The following is an 18,203-nucleotide window of genomic DNA, read 5'->3' on the forward strand; positions in this document are numbered from 1 at the left end:
TTTTTCATTTTTTATACAATTATCCTAATCACTATTTTTTGCCCACATATGCAACCTCTTTTCCTAAGAAAAAAAGTGCTAACAGATTAGGAACTGCCATCATTCCGTTTAAGGCATCGGACAATTCCCAAATCATAGTCGGAGCAATCATACATCCCGGCAGTGTAATCAAAATATAGCAAAAACGATATACCTTTACACCCTTTTCTCCTGCCAGATAATCTGCTGTCTGTGCACCAAAATAAAACCAGCCAATCATTGTGGCAAAAGCAAACAATGCGGTTGCCCCTGCCAAAAACTCCTTTCCCCAAGGAATAACAGATGCAAACGCCATTCCCGTAAGCGTTGTTCCATCTATCTCTCCAGCCTGCCAATATGGCACTTGACTCACCAATATTACAAGAGCTGTAATCGTACAGACCAGAACTGTATCAATAAATACTTCTAAAATCCCCCACATTCCTTGAACTTTCGGGTCCTCCACATCAGACTGGGCATGAGCCATAACAGAAGACCCAAGCCCCGCCTCATTAGAAAAAATCCCCCTTGCAATTCCCATACGCACCGCCTGTTTCATACTGTATCCTGCCACCCCTCCCACTGCTGCCGAAGAGCGAAAGGCTTCTTGGAAAATCAAAGCAAATGCTCCTGCAATTCTGTCTCTGTAAAAGAATAGAACAAGCATAGCGCCTGCCAAATAAATGGCAGCCATAACAGGTACAAGCCTTTCCGTAAAGATTGCAATTCGCTTCATTCCTCCTGTTAAAACCACTGCCACTACAATCATGCAAAGACTTCCTGACAGAAATGCAGGTACATGAAAAGCCTTTTCAAGCCCCACTGCCATAGAATTTCCCTGCACCATATTCCCCATGCCAAAGGATGCGCCTAAACAGCAGACAGCAAAAGCAACAGCCAAAGGCTTACACCCAAGTCCCCTTTCCATATAAACCATGGCGCCGCCCTTCCACTGTCCTTTCTCATCTTTATAACGATATTTTATTCCCAAAAAATTTTCCGCATAGGTTGTCATCATTCCGAAAAAGGCAGATACCCACATCCAGAAGATAGCTCCCGGTCCTCCAAACATCAATGCAGTGGCAACGCCGGTTATATTCCCTGTGCCCAAAGTAGCTGCCAGCGCTGTGCAAAAAGATTGAAATTGCGTTACAGAAGCAGTTTCTTTCGCATTTTTTGTTTTCTTTCCTTTTTTTAATGCACCAATGGTATTTGCTGTCCATATATGTATTTTTGTAATCTGAAAAAATCCTGACCGTATGGTAAACCAGATACCTGCTCCCAGAAAAAATACCAGCATTCCCCGTCCCCATACAAATTCCTGAAGAGAATGAATAAAATTTGCCATTGCACATTCCTTTTCCTTGCTCCATAAAACCTATGCAAAAAATCATTCTCCTATGAAATGAAAAAAGACCATTACATGAAGTATCTATTAAGGATATGTATACATATTCCAAACTTCTACTTCATGTAACAGCCTTTGCTGTAAGAGTTAATCTTATTCGAAAGCTTTTCCAACAGAACCAAAGAGTTCCATTTTTTCTTTAATTGTATCGCAGATAGCATCAAATCCCGGTTTTAATAATTTACGTGGGTCGTATCCTTTTCCTTCATTATCTTTTCCAGCTTCGATATATTCACGTGTAGCTGCTGCGAAAGCTAACTGACATTCTGTGTTTACATTGATTTTAGATACACCTAAATCAATTGCTTTTTTAATCATATCTGCTGGGATACCTGTACCACCGTGAAGAACTAATGGCATTTCTCCTGTTAATTTCTGGATATTGTCCAAAACGTCAAAGCTAAGACCTGCCCAGTTTTCAGGATATTTTCCATGAATGTTACCGATACCTGCTGCAAGCATATCAACACCTAAGTCAGCAATCATTTTACATTCTTCTGGATCTGCACATTCACCCATACCTACAACACCGTCTTCTTCACCACCAATAGAACCAACTTCTGCTTCTAAGGACAGTCCAAGACCTTTACAAACACCTGCTAATTCTTTTGTTTTTTCAACGTTTTCTTCGATTGGGTAGTGGGAACCATCAAACATAATAGAAGAAAATCCTGCTTTAATACATTTATAGCATCCATCGTATGTACCATGATCTAAGTGCAGAGCAACCGGAACTGTGATGTTTAATTCATCAATCATAGCTTTTACCATGTCTGCAACTGTTTTAAATCCACACATATATTTTCCTGCACCTTCAGAAACACCCAGAATAATTGGGGATTTACATTCTTCTGCAGTTAAAAGCGCTGCTTTTGTCCACTCCATGTTATTGATATTAAACTGACCTACTGCATAATGTCCTGCTTTTGCTTTTTTTAACATTTCTGCTGCTGATACTAACATATTCAATGACCTCCGTTTATTTTTTTTATTGGGTCTAAAACCTAAAACCATTATAACACATTTTCATTTTCAGGCAAGTATTTCTTAATGCAATTTATCCTGTTTCATGATATACTTATTTTTAAGAATATTTAACAGAAAGGAATATGAACATCAATATGGAAATAAAAAATTTAATTGTCGGACAATCCGGAGGTCCTACCGCAGTCATTAACAGCAGCTTATACGGCGTTGTTTCTGAAGCGCTTTCCCAGCCTTCTATCGGCAAGGTATACGGTATGGTAAACGGCATCGAAGGCTTTTTACGAGAAACGGTTTTGGATTTTGAAGAAACACTCTTTTCCAATGATTTAGAAAAATTAAAAACCACTCCCGGAGCCTATCTGGGTTCCTGCCGCTACAAACTGCCTGAAGACTTGGACGACCCTGTTTATCCTGTTCTTTTTCAGAAATTCAAAGAATTAAGCATTGGCTATTTCTTCTATATCGGCGGAAATGACTCTATGGATACCGTCAGCAAGTTGTCCCGTTATGCCGAAAAAATCAACAGTGACATTCGTGTAATCGGCGAACCAAAAACCATTGATAACGATTTGGTTATGACAGACCATACTCCCGGCTTTGGCAGCGCTGCCAGATATGTTGCTTCTACTGTAAGAGAAATTGTCATTGATGCCAATGTGTACGAAACAAAATCTGTTACTATTGTTGAGATTATGGGACGTCATGCGGGCTGGCTCACTGCCGCAAGCGCTTTGGCAAGAAAAAGCGTCGGGGACAATCCTCTGCTGATTTATCTGCCGGAAACAGATTTTGACGAAGAAGCTTTTCTTGAAAAAGTAAAAGGTTGTTTTGAAAAAAATCCAAATGTCATTGTCTGTGTTTCTGAAGGTATTCACGATAAAAACGGAACTTTCATCTGCGAATACGATAACTCCGTAGGCACAGATACTTTTGGACACAAAATGCTGGCAGGCTGCGGAAAATATCTGGAAAATCTGGTTCGTAACCGTCTGTGCGTAAAGGCACGCTCCGTGGAATTAAATGTAAATCAGCGCTGTTCCGCCTCTATGATGTCAGCAACAGACCAAAAAGAAGCAATTCTTGCAGGACAATTTGGTGTACGTGAAGCATTAAAAGGCGCTACCGGAAAAATGGTTTCCTACGTTAGAACTTCTGATTTACCTTATAGCATGACACTTGGTCTGGAAGATGTAAATCTGATTTGTAATCAGGAAAAAACCGTTCCTCTGGAATGGATTTCCAAAGACGGTTCTGATGTGACAGACGCATTTCTAGCTTACGCCCTTCCTCTTATTCAGGGCACAGTAGAAATTCCGCTTGGCACAGATGGACTTCCTGATTTCCTTTCCAGAAAATAATAATCGTTTAGGAGGGTTTTTATGTTTCGTATTTCAAATTTTACCGATAATGACGATGTAAGAGTTTTAGACTCTGCCGGTCCTTTTACCGTTATTGAATATATGAGAGATTTAAGTGTTTCTCCGTCTGATGCGGAGAAAGCTTATTTCTGCCATGCGATGAACGTACGCAAACGTCAGGTGGTGTGCGATTTAAGTAAAGCAAACGTCACTTTACAATCTGGGGCTATGCAGTGGACTGTTGGAAATGTCAACGCCACTACCGGATTAAAGGGTGTGGGAGATTTCTTCGGAAAGGCTGTCCGTGGAAAAATGACAGGAGAAGGTACGATTAAACCGGAGTATACCGGCGACGGTGTTCTGGTATTAGAGCCTACCTACAAGCATTTAATTTTATTGGATGTGGAAGACTGGAATGGTTCGGTTGTTCTGGATGACGGCTTGTTTCTTGCCTGTGATGCAGATTTAAAACATAAAGCTGTCATGCGCTCTAATCTTTCTTCTGCTGTATTCGGTAATGAAGGTTTGTTTAATCTGGGATTAAGAGGCAATGGTGTTGTATGTCTGGAAACACCATGTCCAAAAGAGGAGTTAATTACCATTACTTTAGATAATGATGTATTAAAAGTTGACGGAAATATGGCTGTTGCATGGAGCGGAAGCCTTGACTTTACCGTAGAACGCTCGGGCAAAAGTCTGATTGGTTCTGCCGCTTCAGGCGAAGGACTGGTAAATGTATATCGTGGTACAGGAAAGGTACTTTTAGCCCCTGTTCAGAAAACTATCACTCCACCGTCTGAGCTGAGCATACCGGATGACGAAGACTAACTCTATTATTTTTAGGGCTGTCGCATTATTACAACAGCCCTATCTTTTCTGCCAAATCATTCAAATAAACCCATCGCTCCATTTTTTCTTCCAGAAGCGCTTCTTCTTCTTCTTTTTCTGCTGTAAGTTCATTTAATTTTCCTGAATTTGTTGCATTTTTCATAATTTCTTCATCCAGCTTTTCCAGTTTTTCCTCAAGCTTTGCAATATCATCATCAATGGTTTCAAATTCCTTCTGTTCCTTGAAAGTAAATTTTAATTTTACTGTACGATTTTGCTTCCATGTTTGTGCTGAAGTTTTCTTTTCTTCTTTTTTCTCTGTCTGAACAGGCTGTTTTACACTATCATTTCTTCTTGCTTTTGCTTCCAGATAATCTGTATATCCCCCTTCATACTGCTGAAGTTTCCCGTTTCCTGTAAATTCAAAAATTCGGTCTACTACGTTATCCAGAAAATAACGGTCATGGGAAACCGTCACTACAATTCCGGTAAAAGAGTTCAAATAATCTTCCAAAATCGTAAGGGTAGGAATGTCCAGATTATTTCCCGGCTCATCTAAAAGCAACACATTAATTTCACTGGAAAGGACACCCAAAAGATATAAACGTCTTTTCTCTCCTCCTGAAAGCTTTCCAATAGGCGCATACTGCATATCAGGGGTAAATAAAAAACGCTCCAGCATCTGAGATGCACTGATTTTTCCGTCTTTTGTGTTAATGTATTCTGCAATATCTTTCACATAATCAATAACCCTCTGACGTTCATCCATTTCCTGCTCTTCCTGAGCAAAATATCCGATTTTAATGGTTTCTCCCATTTCTACTGTTCCACTATCGGGCTCTACCAGTCCTGCCATCAATTTCATTAGTGTAGATTTTCCGCATCCATTTGGACCGATAATACCCAGTTTTTGGTTTTTCAATAAAATATAATTGAAATCTTCTACCAAAACCTGATTACCGTATTTCTTAGAAACGTGCTTTAATTCAATGGTCTTTTTCCCCATACGTGTTTCTACAGACTCTAATTCCACACTCTGGTCTCCCACAGGAGCTGCTGTATTTTTCAGGGCTTCTAATCTCTCCAGTCTGGCACGCTGTTTTGTTGTTCTTGCACGGCAGCCTCTTTTTGCCCATTCTAATTCCATACGCAGAACACTTTGACGTTTTCTCTCTGATGCAAGTTCCATTTCTTCTCTTTCTGCCTTTAATTCCAGAAATTTTGAATAATTTGCTTCATAACTGTACATTTTTCCGTGAGAAATTTCTAAAATACGATTCGTTACCTTATCCATAAAATAACGATCATGTGTAACCATCAAAACCGTTCCCCGAAAACTCTTTAAATATTCTTCCAGCCATGAAATCATGGCTTCGTCTAAGTGATTAGTTGGCTCGTCCAGTAAAAGAATGTCAAAATCCTGCGCTAAAATTTTTGCCAAAGCTACTTTTCTTCTCTGCCCTCCTGAGAGCACTGCAATTTGTTTTTCATATTCTGTAATTCCAAGCTGTGTCAGATTACTCTGCACTTTCCATTCTGCCTCACAATCCTGTATATAAGAAAGAATTGTGGCATTTTCCGGAAACTGCGGATTTTGTGGCAAATAGGCAAGTCTTACATTGTTCTGCATAATAATCTGTCCTGTCTCGGGAACTTCCTCTCCCGCCAGCATTTTCAAAAGAGTAGACTTTCCTGTACCGTTAATTCCGATAATTCCTACTTTATCTCCCTCCTGAACTCCAAAGCTGGCATCCTCGAAAATCACTTTTTCTCCGTAAATCTTGCTGATATGTTCTATATTTAATATGTTCATGGGAACACTCCTTTTTCTCGCTTTATTCCTTAATCACTATAACAAAGAAATCCTTTTGGGACAATGACTTTTTATTTTTCTTAAAAAGATTGTTATTTTCTTTATAAAATGATATGGTAATAAAGTGGAAAATGAAAAAATTATGGAGGAAAATTATGTTAAAATCTGTTATTTTTTTATTAGTAGGATTTTTTCTACTTGTAAAAGGCGCAGACTGGTTTGTGGAAGGCGCCTCTTCTATTGCAAGACGTCTGCGTATCCCGTCTTTAATTATCGGACTTACTATTGTAGCATTTGGAACCAGCGCACCGGAGCTTGCAGTAAGTATTACTGCTGCTGTAAAGGGGAGTAATGATATTGCCATTGGAAATGTAGTAGGTTCCAACATTTTTAACCTTCTGGTAGTTATTGGTATGAGTGCTCTGATTTGCCCTCTGTCCGTAAAACCAAGCATGATAAAAAAAGATTATCCTTTGTCTATTGCTGCCACACTTCTTTTAAATGTGCTGATTATGGATCAATTTTTTACTGGAAGCTCCCGCATGATCTTAGGACGTCTTGACGGAGTTTTATTGCTGGTGGGATTTGGATTTTTCATGTATCTGGCTGTAAAAGATGCTTTGAAAAGCAGAGCTGAAAATCTGTGTATACAAGAAGCTGAAACTGTCATTGGATATTCTATGGGAAAAAGCATTCTGCTTTCTCTTGTTGGACTTGCAGGTATTATTATCGGTGGAGATATGACTGTAAATGGAGCAAAAGAAATTGCCAGAGCCTTTGGTCTTAGTGAAGCCCTGATTGGTCTTACCATTGTGGCAGTAGGTACTTCTCTGCCGGAATTAGTTACTTCTATTGTAGCTGCCAGAAAAGGAGAAAGTGACATCGCTCTTGGAAATGTGGTAGGTTCTAATATTTTTAATGTATTTCTTATTTTGGGATTATCCAGCACGATTTTGCCTATGAATGTCACAAAAACTTATCTATATGATGTGGGCTTATTGACTATTGTCTCCATACTGGTCTATATTCCAATTCTTCTCAGAAAGAAAATCGGACGAGTTATGGGAGCTGTGATGACTTGCTCTTATATAGCTTATACGGCGTATCTGATTATGAGATAAAAAATGGAGCTGTTGCTTCAAATATCTATACATTTTTGAATGATATTTGAAGCAGAACTCCTCTTGAAAAAATTCTAAAGATTTTCTATTTTTATTTGCCACTCTTTCTTTTTTTCACATATCTTTCTATCCAATCACTTACATAAACGAGTAACAATATACCTGCTAAAACCAAAGCATAGGTAGTATTTTCTCCGTCAAATCCCCATACAACAAGAAACAAAACAGAAGTAATATTCATAAGCTCTCTTGTCCACTGTACACCGCCCACTGTCCATTTCGTTGTCATTTTCTTTGGAAGAAATACTACGATTAAATCCATTAGGATAAATATTCCCAATATCACCATTTCAAATTTGGAGCTAATACAGCCTGTTAACATTAAAATCCCCATAATAATCCAAAAAATACTGTCAGTCAGTTCCATCCAGTTTTGTCCATTGAGTTTTTCATATCAATCACCTCTTCCGCAAACATCCACTTTCAGAAATTATTTCTCAGTTTCCAACTGTTCCATAATAGCATTATGCAAAATCAAATTTCCTGCAAAGAGGCAAATCCCATTTTTTTCAAACATAGGCACAGCATCTTTGCCTCCGGCATATATTCCGTAGGTTAAATGCGATTTCTCTGAAAATTCATCCCAGTTTTCTGCATTAAGTCCTTGCTGGAAATTTTCCCACATTCTCTTATACTCTTCTGCATTTTCCTTTGGCACAACTTCTTTCAAAGATTGGCTTGTCCAATATGCTGCATTTTCCTTTTCCTCATATTCACTTACCGCCATTGAAAGTAGTGAATACAAACTTATATTAGGTACTGTTTTTCCAAAATCTTTTTTCATTTTCTTCAATACCTGTTCCATATCTGCATCATCCGGATACACAACTCTGATTTCATATAACTGTTGTGGTTTTCCGCTAAAAGAAGCATCTACAAAGCTGAAATAAATTTGAGATGTCTTTTCACCAAACATCTCCTGTCCGTTTTCCAGAGCAAAATAAGAGTCATTCTTATTTTCTATTAGATTTTCCACAGTATCTTTATTCACTCCATAGGTTTCAAAAACATCCTCCATGGTAATGCCCCATGGTGCATCTTCCAGTTCAATATTCTCATTTTGAGAACTCTCGGAGCAACCGGAAAAAGCACAAAACGTTATAAGAGCCATAAAACAAATAAGTTTTTTTAACATTTCAATCTCCTTCCAATACATCTTAATAATTTAATTTCTTATAAAACTTTTTCCAAAAACTCCCTTATTTTTTCTTCTTCCCCTACAAGAGAACCCTGTATCATCGGAGGTTTACCTCCTCCTTTTCCCTGAAAAGCTGCATTCAATTTCTTACCGATTTCTCTGATATCTCCACTGCTTCCCAGCACATAGCGAAATCCCTGTTTTTCATCTCCTACAAAAGCACCACAGACGCCTTTTGTAAGCTCCATTCCTGCATTGACAAAGTTTCGCATTGCCATAGCGTCTAACTCTTTTTCAAATAACAACAAATTCGCATTTGGATTTTCCTTTAAAACAACTTTTTCAGACTCTAAATATCCCATAACAAGCCTTTCCTGCATTTTTGCTGCTTTCTCTTTTAACTGCTGAATTTCTTCTGTTAAGCGCTTTACAGCATCTGTTACTTCTTGCTGTTTTGCAGAGAGCATATTGGAAATTTGTACCACACTGGCTTCCTTTTGATTATAATCCTCCAACGCCCGCATACCACAGGTAATCCAAAGGCGCATACCGCCTTTATAACGTATAGCATTTGTAATTTTAATGAGTCCTACATTTCCTGTTGTTTTCACATGAGGAGCACAGCAGGCACAGATATCACAATCCTGAATTTCTACAATTCGAATTTTTCCCTGCAATTCTTTCTTGCTGCGATAAGGGATTTTTTCCAACTCTTCTGTACCAGGAAAATACGCTCTTATTTCTCTGTTCTCTGCCACCACTTGATTTGCTTCGTATTCAATACTTCTCAGTTCTTCTGGAGTAAGAGGGCCATCATAATCCATAGTCACTTCTTCTTTTCCCAGATGAAAACCTACATTTTCATAACCAAATCTTCTATGTACAATTCCGGAAATAATATGTTCTCCGGTATGCTGCTGCATCTTGGAAAATCGCTCCTGAAAATCCAATTCGCCTATGACTGTCTGTCCCGGCAAAATTTCCTTATCTATAAAATGAATAATTTCTCCATTTCTTTCCTGCACATCAAATACTTGTATTTCCCTGTTTTCTATATGCAGCACACCGGTATCTGCACATTGTCCCCCTCCTTCTGGAAAAAAGGCAGTTCTATCAAGAACCGCCTCAAAATGATTTCCATTTGGAATACAGGACAAAACCACAGCTTCAAAATCTTTTATATAACTGTCTTGATAATATAACTGTTCTGTCATTCTTCCTCTCCATATACTCTAATAACAGAAGAAATCTTCTGCACTACTTCCATTTTCTCTAAAACCAAAAGCGCATCGTGGAAGTTTCCTTCTTTTACCCTTGATGTTACAATCACCAATTCTGCCCATTCTTCATGTTTATGTTTTTGAATCATTTGAGCAATACTTACTTCATATTTGCCCAGCACACTGGCAATTGCTGCCAATACTCCCGGAGTATCACTTGCATGAATACGCATAAAGAAGCGACTTTCAATATCTTCCTGATTTTTGATAGGAAGCGTTTTATAGCAGGTACAGCGAATTCTTCCCGTACAGGAAAACAAAATATCACGTACAATATCAAATACGTCACCTACGATTGCACTTGCCGTAGGCAGTTCTCCTGCGCCTCTGCCGTAAAACATTGCGTCATCCACTGCATCTCCGTGAACGAAAACTGCATTAAAGGAGTCATTTACCGATGCCAGAGGGTGCTTTTCAGAAACCAGCATCGGCTGTACAGATACTTCTATTCCCGTATCTGTGTTTCTGGCAACGCCTAAAAGCTTAATCACACAGCCTAAATCTCTTGCATAACGAATATCTTTGGAAGAAATACGGGTAATGCCTTCTGTTGCAACATTTTCAAATGTCACTCTGGAATTAAAGGCAATGGATGCCATAATCGCCATTTTTCTTCCTGCATCATAGCCCTGTATATCCGCAGTAGGATCTGCCTCCGCATATCCCAGCTTTGTCGCAAGTGCAAGTGCATCTGCAAATTCCATATTTTCCTGTGTCATTTTTGTCAGAATAAAATTCGTAGTTCCGTTTACAATTCCTACGATTTCTGACAGATGATTTCCTGTAAGACACTGTTTTAAAGGGCGAATAATGGGAATTCCTCCTGCTACTGCCGCCTCAAACAAAAAGTCGCACTGGTTGGCAGCCGCACAATCTAAAAGCTCTCCTCCGTGAGATGCAACCAAATCCTTATTGGCTGTAACCACATTTTTTCCTGCTTTTAGGGCTTCCATAATGTATGTTTTGGCAGGCTCAATTCCTCCCATTACTTCAATCACAATATCGATACTTTCATCTTCTAAAATTTCTTTCCAGTTATTTGTCAGAATTTCCGGCTCTGCGATTTTTGCCGCAGCCTTTTTTAAATTCCGAACCAAAATTTTCTTCAATTTTACAGTAGCGCCGATTTTCTTCTCCATCTCGGCTTCCTGATTTTTCAGCACCTTATATACCCCGGTTCCTACTGTTCCAAGGCCTAAAAGTGCTGCGTTAATTACTTTTTTGCTCATGCTTTTCTTCCTTTTCAACCTCTACTCTTTCAATGAACCCTTTTTTCAGTTTGCTGTTTCGTTTAAATGCCTTGCTCCAGCCTCCGATTTTATTATATACCCAGAAGGAATGGGAAAGAACTGTTTTTGCCTTTCCTATTTTTTCCTTTGTTGTCTTTGTATAAATACTGCCGCCGCAGCTGAATTTTGTTCCTTTTATAACGTGAGCAATCAAATCCGACTCACAGGTAATGTCATCCGGCACTTCTGTGTATGCTAAGCCTACACAGTCTGCCTTATGGGCATCGCTTCCCCCTGTTCCCGGCAAATCATATTTTTCTGCAATTTTTACGGCTCTGTCGTTTACCTCCTGCGGCTCGCAGGCATTAAAGATTTCCATAAAATCAAATTCCTTCAAAATATCAGGATTTCGCTCGTAAGCTTTTGCATTCATAAAGCTCATAAACTTTTCTCCACACGGATGTGCCGGTCCTAAAATCCCCCCATAATTATGCACAATCGGTATGAGCATCTGCACCGGAATTCCACGAAGCTCCAACAAACGAAGCTTAATGTTTTCCGGCATAATTACAATAATATGTCCTGCATCCAGTGTATCGTATTCAATCCCTTTTAAGACTACAAAATCCTCATGCTTTTTCCCTTTAATATTCTTTTTCCAATAGCGGTATCCCCCGTAAGAATCATGGTCTGTTACCAACATTCCTCCAAAGCCCTGCGCCTTCAACATAGAAATGTATTCTTCAATCGGGACTTTTCCGTCAATAGAACCCTCTTTTGTATGGCAATGCATGTCAATCTTCATGACAACATCTCCTTCCCCACATTTGATATTTTGAATTTACATACCAAATCTTTGCTTTAATGCACTCATCTTCTCTTTTGGAAGAATTAAATTAAAACTGTTCGGATTGATTACAATACCTTTTGCAATCGGTATCAACACCTTTTCCATATTTTCAAAGGTTACCAGAAGCGCCTGAAATTTTCCTTCTTTATTAAATCTGCGAAACTCCTCGGCGTCTGTAAATACAGGCTGGAAAACATCTCCGTTTTGATTTTTCACATAAGGAACCTGTACGTTTTTTTCTTCCTCTCCCTTTTTCTCTACTGCCAAAAGGAACTTGCTTTTTACCACATTTGCCGCAACCTCTTCCTCCAGCTCAGGAAGCGATTTCTTTTCTTCCATTTCTACATCTCTGCGAAATTCCTGCATAAAATAAATAGCAGATAACTGAAGCTGCGGATTGAGTAATGGTCTCTTTTCCTCAGGAAGCACAGAGAAATCCGGTTTTTTTACGATTTCTTCCAATTCAAGCTCTGTTGTTTTATCTTTTTCATGATATACAACGCTGTTTACGCCAAGTGTGTAAAGTGTTGTATAAAAATTAAGAAAGCTCTTATTTTCTACTTTTATTCCGGCAACTGCATTTTTTTCTGCTGCAATAGGCTGTGCTGCTTTTTCCAAATCTTCCTGATTTTCGAAAATCCAAACCTGATCGTTAAAGCTTTCTGCATCGCAAATCACGAAGGGCTGTCTGGTAGCTCTTGAAAAGAGTGCAAATACTTCCTCTCTTGTCTGTATTTTCTGAATTAGTTCTTTTTTTACGTTATCCATGTCCTTCTTCTCCTGTCGTAATCTTTTCTATGTATAGTATACACCTTTTTCTTGTTTTTGTCCCTGTTTATTTCCTGTCAAAAAACAGCAAACTGAAAAATGCCACTTTGCCGTCACAATAGTAAGGAAATCCACAGTACTCTGCCAGTTTATTTACCTGAATACAAAAAGCAGATAGACAGGAAGCCTTTTTATTCGGGAAGACACACTCTTTTCCTTCTCTGATTGCACAGGGTGTACATAACTGACACGGACCTGCCATTGCCGGCAAGTATTCCTGAATTTCTTCCTCTAGTTCTGAAATCAAAGCTCTTGTAAGCTGGTTATGATGTTTTTTAATTAAGCGAGTCTCACTGTCATCATTGATATCATGAACCATGGTAATAGTCTGAAGTACCAGCGCCTTTTTAAACTTATCTGCTTTTTCTTTTAATTCCTCAAAAGTTCCGCAGGCAGGAGGACAGGAATAATTTTTTTCATAATTCCCGCAATAATTCATTTCACAAAATCCGCGAAAGCTTCCATCGTATTCGATTGCCTGTGTATCAATGATTTTATAATTTGTAAAGCCCAGATTTTCTGCTGCTTCTAAAATTTTTTCTTCCTGCATACCTTTACCACCTTTTCTCTATTTCGCTGTTTTTACAGGTGTAACGGAAAATCCATATTCCATCTCTTTATCTGCCCAAATTGCCTTAATCTGATAAATATATCCCGCCTGCATGGTAATTGTCCAATTTCCATCTTCATTCTTCTCAGCAGATACTACTTCTCCTTTAGGAACAGGTGAAGCGTCAGATGCTTCCATTTTTTTCTCTGCTTCCCAGCGTACTACCTCTATGTTTTCAGGCTGTGTACTGACTAAAAGCTCTGCCTGTGTATCACCATCCACAGAAAGCTCCACAAGCTCCGGAAGCTTTAATGCCGGAACGCCTGCTATTATATCTGCCGCTGCTGTCACCAGCGCTTCCGGCTGTTTATAAGAAACGTCCAGATACGGCGGTTCATTCTCATCCGGTACGACAATAAATTCTTCCAAATAATGTCCGTACTTTTCTATATAATCCTTATTTTCTTTTTCTTCTCTCTGTATCTTAGTAATTCCCGGATACTGTGCAGGATAGGACTGTGCAATAGCTCCGTTTCCCCAGATTTTCACTACATCTCCGGAATGTAAATCTTCTTCTGTTATTTTCTTCTCATTTTCATCGTATAATTCCTGTGGAATTGTACCGAAAAATACCATTTCTGTATCTGTCTGTACAAAAATGCTGTTACCCTGTTCATCTTTTAAATAGACAGCCTTTAAATACGGTTCTTCTGTTTTCTCCTCTGTTGTTTTCTCCGTTTTCTTTTCCGCTTTCTTAAAGTTATTCTGCCCGAAAACTACTGCCCCGATGATTAAAATCACCAAAATAATTCCTACAATCCCTAAGATTTTTTTGTTTTTCACCTTACTTTCTCCTTTTCCACTTTTTTGTTTTCAGAATACCATACTTTGTGTCTGAAAACAACTAATACAGTAAATAATATGCTTCTGCTGTACAAAACAAAAAAAGAAGAGCTATTACATTAAGTATTACTTACTGCAACACCCCTTCTTTCGCTTTACCTATTTACAAACCTCATCATAAAGATTTCTTCCTTTTGAGTCAATGACTACAATCACAGGGAAATTCTCTACCTCCAGCTTTCGGATTGCCTCTGTTCCCAAATCATCATAAGCAATCACTTCTGCTTTCTTAATACATTTTGATAACAATGCGCCCGCTCCGCCTACTGCTGCAAAGAAAACTGCAGCGTTTCTTACAATGGCGTCTGTAACCTCCGGTTTTCTTCTTCCTTTTCCAATCATGCCTGTAAGCCCTAAATCTAAAAGTCTAGGCGCATATTTATCCATACGGCTGGCTGTTGTAGGTCCTGCTGAACCGATTACTCTGCCTTCTCTTGCAGGTGTGGGACCCATGTAGTAAATAATATTATTGTTTAAGTCAATGGGAAGCTCCTCGCCTCTGTCTAAAGCCTCTGACATTCTGAGATGTGCCGCATCTCTTGCTGTGTAAATTGTACCTGTAATATAAACATAATCCCCTGCCTCTAAAGCTTTTACTTCCTCTTTATCAAGGGGCGCCTGCATATATCTGTCCATCTTCATTCCTCCCAAATTTCTGCTGTATTATATTGTTCTGGCAATATGACGGTTTACATGACAGCAAATATTTACTGCCACAGGAAGTCCTGCGATATGTGTTGCATAAGTGTTGATATTCACTGCCAGCGCAGTAGTATCTCCGCCAAGCCCCGCAGGTCCTAAACCAATCTGATTGATTTTTTCCAGTAATTCTTCTTCCAGCTCTTTAATATGGGCAAGCTCTGAATGTGTACCGATTTCTCTTGTCAGGGCTTTTTTTGCCAAAATAGCAGCCTTTTCAAAAGTTCCGCCAATTCCCACGCCAACAACAACCGGTGGGCAGGCATTTGGTCCTGCTTCTTTTACGGTGTTGATGATTGCTTCTTTTACGCCTTCAATGCCGTCTGCCGGCTTCAGCATATAAATTTTACTCATGTTCTCGCTTCCGAAGCCTTTGGGTGCTACCATAATTTCCACCTTGTCACCCGGTACAATTTCGTAATGGATAATGGCAGGTGTATTGTCCTTTGTATTTACACGAAGCAAAGGGTCTCCAACCACGGATTTCCTCAGATAACCTTCTGCATATCCCTGTCTTACCCCTTCGTTTACGGCAGCTTCTACGCTTCCGCCTTCAAAGTGTACATCCTGTCCTACCTTTAAAAACACCACTGCCATACCCGTATCCTGACAAATTGGTATCATATCTTCTCCGGCAATATTCAGATTTTCCAAAAGCTGCCCCAAAATCTGCTTTGCCAAAGGCTTTGTCTCTTTTTCATAGGCATTTTTCATTGCCTTGTCCATATCCGGCGCCAGATAGTGATTTGCCTGAATACACATTTCTTTAATATTCTCTGTTAAAAGTTTTACGTCTATACTGCGAACCATGCCAGCTTCCTCCAATTTCTGCTTTACTTCAAATGGTTAGTTAAATGCTTGCTGATATCAATGCGATTAAAATCCTTAATATCATCTGACTGATGTTTTCCCAATAATCCGATTAACATATAGTAGCCGTTTCTTGGGTCTTGCGGATAATCCTTTACTAAAGTAAAATCCTTAATCTTACCTGTACTGGAAATGTGCATTCTCGGACCTAAACACTCTAAAATATAGTCTCCAATCTGCACATGATTTTCATCATAGTAAGATACCGGTAAGTCCCGTTCTACCGCTTCTTTTACTTTTCTTTCCAGCTCATAAATATCTACCTGTGGTTTTTCTTCAAACTCCAATACAAAGCCATGGCGAACATCGGAACGAGGTCCGTCCTGCGCATAGCCCTCTCCCATAAAATGCACACATAAATCTTCCAGCGTATGAGCTGCTTTTCGGTAAGTTACAGACTTATGTACAATTTTGGCAATGTTTTCCGGAAGCGGTCCAAACATATTGGGTCTAGTAATAATAATTTCTTCCCCAATTCCCACCAGTAAATCGGCATTACGTTTCAAAAACGGGAAAATCAGTTCAAAATGTTCTACAATCACCATTTTCCCATTCTTTGCAGCCTCTAAAATCGCTTCCGCAAGCACGTGCATCTGTGTAAATGCAGACTCAAAGCGAATATCCAGATGATACGTATGCGGAGAAAAGGGGTCTTCCAAATTTTCGTGCAATAAAGGCAATGGACGAATATTCACTCCTTCATCATCATTGGTAAGATCCACCCCTGGAAACATACCCTTAATCAAAAGACTTTTTCCTGCGCCTGCATCTCCGATAATCCCAATAATGTGGTCAAAAGGACTTAAATACATCTGACTTAACTGCATCCCCAAATCTGCCATACGGCGGTTTCCTCTGGGAGCAAAATAATAACTGTACAGGTTTCCATCCTGCATTTGTTTTGAATATGCCATATTTTTATTCCTTTTTATTTGCCAGAATAGCCAGTCACATTTTAGTCACCCAAAATGTGCTGGCATATTCCTTCATCCTTATTTCTCAGTATCCTGTCTTATTTTCTTGCTTTACGAAGGGCAAGAATTCTTTCCATTTCGTTGTAAACAATCATGTAGCCTTCGTCAACACCCATACCTGGTTTTGCTAAAATCTGATCTGGTTTTGTAGCCATAGCACAGTTTACACATACCTGAGCGGAACGGTCTGTTTCATTACATGTACCACCCTGATAAGCACCAAAACCTTTTTCCTTACAGTATAATACTGCTTCCACAATATTATTAATTCCACCAAGGTCAGGTGTTTTAATCTGTGCCATGTGACCTGCTTTATTATCTGCAAAATATTTTACATCTTCTAAAGTATTGCACCATTCGTCAGCAACCAGCTCTACGTTGATACCACGTCTGTCCACTTCCTCACGAAGTCCTTTTAAGCAAAGCATCTGTTTTTCTCTTTCCTCTGCATCCATAGGTCCTTCAATTCTCAAATGGAATGGTTTTGCTGCTTCTTCCAGCTCTGCCAGATAATCTGCCATTGCAGGATAATTATCCACACCGAAAATTGCTCCAATTGTTCCATATACGTCAATATGGAATACAGGCATATAATTTTCATCATTGCGAAGTTTCTGTACACGCTGGCTTAACCACTGTACATATTCTTTCAGCAATTCTCCTTTTTCACCCAGTTTCAATTTTACATTGTTAATTAATGCATGAGGCATAACTGCAGCCCCTTTTAAGATCATCTTATCTGCATTGTCATAACGATTGTCACCGGACTGTGTGAAAACAGGAATTGGTTCTTCAGAAACAGTTGTACCATATTCATCTGCTACAACTTCACACATCAGTCTCTTGCTGGATTTTGCAACTGCATCCAAAATTGCCTGGCTGACACCATAGCGAATTGCTGTATGCAGTCTCTTTCCGTCTACCTGAATGTTTTCCAACATTTCACATAAGCCTTTAAAGCTGTCTGCTTCTTTTCCTACTAATTCCGGTTTAATATATTTTTCAATAATCGGAATAAAGTCTTCTGCTAAGAACAATGGGTCTCTTCCGCCTGCTCCGGAATACTGAACGGCAGCACAATCACCCCACGCAATCTGTCCGTCCTCTAAAATCAACATAACGGAAATTGCTTCGCCTGCCTGTCTTACAGACTTAAATCCCGGTGTAACAGTTTCTCCAAAGTAAGCTGCTCCGTCAGCTACTGCTCCTTTTTTAATTGCTCTTTGGTCATCAAAGAAAAATCCGGTTCTTGCTTTCGAACAAACAACATCTACTATTTTCATGATACA

18 protein-coding genes are annotated in these 18,203 nt (G+C 39.2%); 3 read left to right on the plus strand and 15 right to left on the minus strand.

Annotation, left to right across the window (positions count from 1 at the left end):
* Positions 1–31 precede the first annotated feature (31 nt).
* A complete protein-coding gene (locus tag CGC63_RS11170) occupies positions 32–1,366 on the minus strand; it encodes an alanine/glycine:cation symporter family protein (RefSeq protein WP_003019677.1) in 1,335 nt (444 codons plus the stop codon).
* A gap of 153 nt (positions 1,367–1,519) precedes the next feature.
* Complete coding sequence (gene fba, locus CGC63_RS11175; RefSeq protein ID WP_009246385.1) at positions 1,520–2,389, minus strand: class II fructose-1,6-bisphosphate aldolase; 870 nt, start codon at positions 2,387–2,389, stop codon at positions 1,520–1,522.
* Positions 2,390–2,547: 158 nt separating this feature from the next.
* On the opposite strand from fba, the gene CGC63_RS11180 reads away from it, so the two are divergent.
* Both CGC63_RS11180 and CGC63_RS11185 read left to right on the plus strand, forming a co-directional pair.
* On the plus strand, positions 2,548–3,771 hold the full coding sequence (locus CGC63_RS11180) for a 6-phosphofructokinase (protein ID WP_040351140.1): 1,224 nt from the start codon (positions 2,548–2,550) through the stop codon (positions 3,769–3,771).
* 21 nt (positions 3,772–3,792) lie between these two features.
* Entirely contained in the window at positions 3,793–4,599 is an 807-nt protein-coding gene (locus CGC63_RS11185) for an AIM24 family protein (protein WP_003019669.1), read from the plus strand.
* Positions 4,600–4,627: 28 nt separating this feature from the next.
* On the opposite strand, the gene CGC63_RS11190 is transcribed toward CGC63_RS11185, so the two are convergent.
* A complete protein-coding gene (locus tag CGC63_RS11190) occupies positions 4,628–6,412 on the minus strand; it encodes an ABC-F family ATP-binding cassette domain-containing protein (protein ID WP_003019667.1) in 1,785 nt (594 codons plus the stop codon).
* A gap of 155 nt (positions 6,413–6,567) precedes the next feature.
* Between CGC63_RS11190 and CGC63_RS11195 the strand changes: the two genes are divergently transcribed.
* Complete coding sequence (locus tag CGC63_RS11195) at positions 6,568–7,533, plus strand: calcium/sodium antiporter (RefSeq protein WP_022239999.1); 966 nt, start codon at positions 6,568–6,570, stop codon at positions 7,531–7,533.
* Between the two features lie 91 nt (positions 7,534–7,624).
* Here the strand turns inward: CGC63_RS11195 and CGC63_RS11200 are convergent, their stop codons facing one another.
* The 12 genes from CGC63_RS11200 to CGC63_RS11255 all read right to left on the minus strand — a co-directional run bounded on the left by CGC63_RS11200 (position 7,625) and on the right by CGC63_RS11255 (position 18,197).
* Positions 7,625–7,960 carry a hypothetical protein gene (locus CGC63_RS11200; RefSeq protein ID WP_003019662.1) on the minus strand — a complete coding sequence of 112 codons (336 nt, stop codon included), beginning with the start codon at positions 7,958–7,960 and terminating at the stop codon, positions 7,625–7,627.
* Positions 7,961–8,023: 63 nt separating this feature from the next.
* Positions 8,024–8,728 carry a hypothetical protein gene (locus CGC63_RS11205; protein ID WP_009246391.1) on the minus strand — a complete coding sequence of 235 codons (705 nt, stop codon included), beginning with the start codon at positions 8,726–8,728 and terminating at the stop codon, positions 8,024–8,026.
* A gap of 38 nt (positions 8,729–8,766) precedes the next feature.
* On the minus strand, positions 8,767–9,945 hold the full coding sequence (locus tag CGC63_RS11210) for an alanyl-tRNA editing protein (protein WP_003019656.1): 1,179 nt from the start codon (positions 9,943–9,945) through the stop codon (positions 8,767–8,769).
* Positions 9,942–11,240 carry a homoserine dehydrogenase gene (locus tag CGC63_RS11215; RefSeq protein WP_003019653.1) on the minus strand — a complete coding sequence of 433 codons (1,299 nt, stop codon included), beginning with the start codon at positions 11,238–11,240 and terminating at the stop codon, positions 9,942–9,944. Before CGC63_RS11215 ends, CGC63_RS11210 begins: the two co-directional genes overlap by 4 nt.
* The gene (locus CGC63_RS11220; protein WP_003019649.1) at positions 11,221–12,045 is read right to left on the minus strand and encodes a CehA/McbA family metallohydrolase; all 825 of its coding nucleotides are present in this window, start codon (positions 12,043–12,045) and stop codon (positions 11,221–11,223) included. Before CGC63_RS11220 ends, CGC63_RS11215 begins: the two co-directional genes overlap by 20 nt.
* A 36-nt stretch (positions 12,046–12,081) precedes the next feature.
* Positions 12,082–12,858 (minus strand): SseB family protein, encoded by a 777-nt coding sequence (locus tag CGC63_RS11225; protein WP_003019645.1) that lies wholly within the window; start codon positions 12,856–12,858, stop codon positions 12,082–12,084.
* A 67-nt stretch (positions 12,859–12,925) separates the two neighbouring features.
* Complete coding sequence (locus tag CGC63_RS11230) at positions 12,926–13,468, minus strand: DUF2284 domain-containing protein (protein WP_003019642.1); 543 nt, start codon at positions 13,466–13,468, stop codon at positions 12,926–12,928.
* A gap of 18 nt (positions 13,469–13,486) precedes the next feature.
* Complete coding sequence (locus CGC63_RS11235) at positions 13,487–14,311, minus strand: hypothetical protein (protein ID WP_003019639.1); 825 nt, start codon at positions 14,309–14,311, stop codon at positions 13,487–13,489.
* Between the two features lie 159 nt (positions 14,312–14,470).
* Positions 14,471–15,007 (minus strand): Fe-S-containing hydro-lyase, encoded by a 537-nt coding sequence (locus tag CGC63_RS11240; protein WP_040351087.1) that lies wholly within the window; start codon positions 15,005–15,007, stop codon positions 14,471–14,473.
* A 27-nt stretch (positions 15,008–15,034) separates the two neighbouring features.
* A complete protein-coding gene (locus CGC63_RS11245; RefSeq protein ID WP_009246395.1) occupies positions 15,035–15,880 on the minus strand; it encodes a fumarate hydratase in 846 nt (281 codons plus the stop codon).
* 23 nt (positions 15,881–15,903) lie between these two features.
* On the minus strand, positions 15,904–16,854 hold the full coding sequence (locus tag CGC63_RS11250) for an alanine-tRNA synthetase second additional domain-containing protein (protein WP_003019631.1): 951 nt from the start codon (positions 16,852–16,854) through the stop codon (positions 15,904–15,906).
* 98 nt (positions 16,855–16,952) lie between these two features.
* Positions 16,953–18,197: a methylaspartate ammonia-lyase gene (locus tag CGC63_RS11255; RefSeq protein WP_003019625.1), complete on the minus strand. Its 1,245-nt coding sequence runs from the start codon at positions 18,195–18,197 to the stop codon at positions 16,953–16,955.
* Between the last annotated feature and the right edge of the window lie 6 nt (positions 18,198–18,203).

Origin of the sequence: Blautia hansenii DSM 20583, assembly GCF_002222595.2 — a bacterium.
Taxonomy (GTDB): domain Bacteria; phylum Bacillota; class Clostridia; order Lachnospirales; family Lachnospiraceae; genus Blautia; species Blautia hansenii.

Coding starts and splice junctions, on each gene's coding strand:
- CGC63_RS11215 (WP_003019653.1), bottom strand. CDS start 11,240: ATGAGCAAAAAAGTAATTAACGCAGCACTTTTAGGCCTTGGAACAGTA.
- CGC63_RS11250 (WP_003019631.1), bottom strand. CDS start 16,854: ATGGCATATTCAAAACAAATGCAGGATGGAAACCTGTACAGTTATTAT.
- CGC63_RS11255 (WP_003019625.1), bottom strand. CDS start 18,197: ATGAAAATAGTAGATGTTGTTTGTTCGAAAGCAAGAACCGGATTTTTC.
- CGC63_RS11170 (WP_003019677.1), bottom strand. CDS start 1,366: ATGGCAAATTTTATTCATTCTCTTCAGGAATTTGTATGGGGACGGGGA.
- CGC63_RS11190 (WP_003019667.1), bottom strand. CDS start 6,412: ATGAACATATTAAATATAGAACATATCAGCAAGATTTACGGAGAAAAA.
- CGC63_RS11220 (WP_003019649.1), bottom strand. CDS start 12,045: ATGAAGATTGACATGCATTGCCATACAAAAGAGGGTTCTATTGACGGA.
- CGC63_RS11205 (WP_009246391.1), bottom strand. CDS start 8,728: ATGTTAAAAAAACTTATTTGTTTTATGGCTCTTATAACGTTTTGTGCT.
- CGC63_RS11185 (WP_003019669.1), top strand. CDS start 3,793: ATGTTTCGTATTTCAAATTTTACCGATAATGACGATGTAAGAGTTTTA.
- CGC63_RS11195 (WP_022239999.1), top strand. CDS start 6,568: ATGTTAAAATCTGTTATTTTTTTATTAGTAGGATTTTTTCTACTTGTA.
- CGC63_RS11200 (WP_003019662.1), bottom strand. CDS start 7,960: ATGGAACTGACTGACAGTATTTTTTGGATTATTATGGGGATTTTAATG.
- CGC63_RS11210 (WP_003019656.1), bottom strand. CDS start 9,945: ATGACAGAACAGTTATATTATCAAGACAGTTATATAAAAGATTTTGAA.
- CGC63_RS11180 (WP_040351140.1), top strand. CDS start 2,548: ATGGAAATAAAAAATTTAATTGTCGGACAATCCGGAGGTCCTACCGCA.
- CGC63_RS11225 (WP_003019645.1), bottom strand. CDS start 12,858: ATGGATAACGTAAAAAAAGAACTAATTCAGAAAATACAGACAAGAGAG.
- CGC63_RS11230 (WP_003019642.1), bottom strand. CDS start 13,468: ATGCAGGAAGAAAAAATTTTAGAAGCAGCAGAAAATCTGGGCTTTACA.
- CGC63_RS11240 (WP_040351087.1), bottom strand. CDS start 15,007: ATGGACAGATATATGCAGGCGCCCCTTGATAAAGAGGAAGTAAAAGCT.
- fba (WP_009246385.1), bottom strand. CDS start 2,389: ATGTTAGTATCAGCAGCAGAAATGTTAAAAAAAGCAAAAGCAGGACAT.
- CGC63_RS11245 (WP_009246395.1), bottom strand. CDS start 15,880: ATGGTTCGCAGTATAGACGTAAAACTTTTAACAGAGAATATTAAAGAA.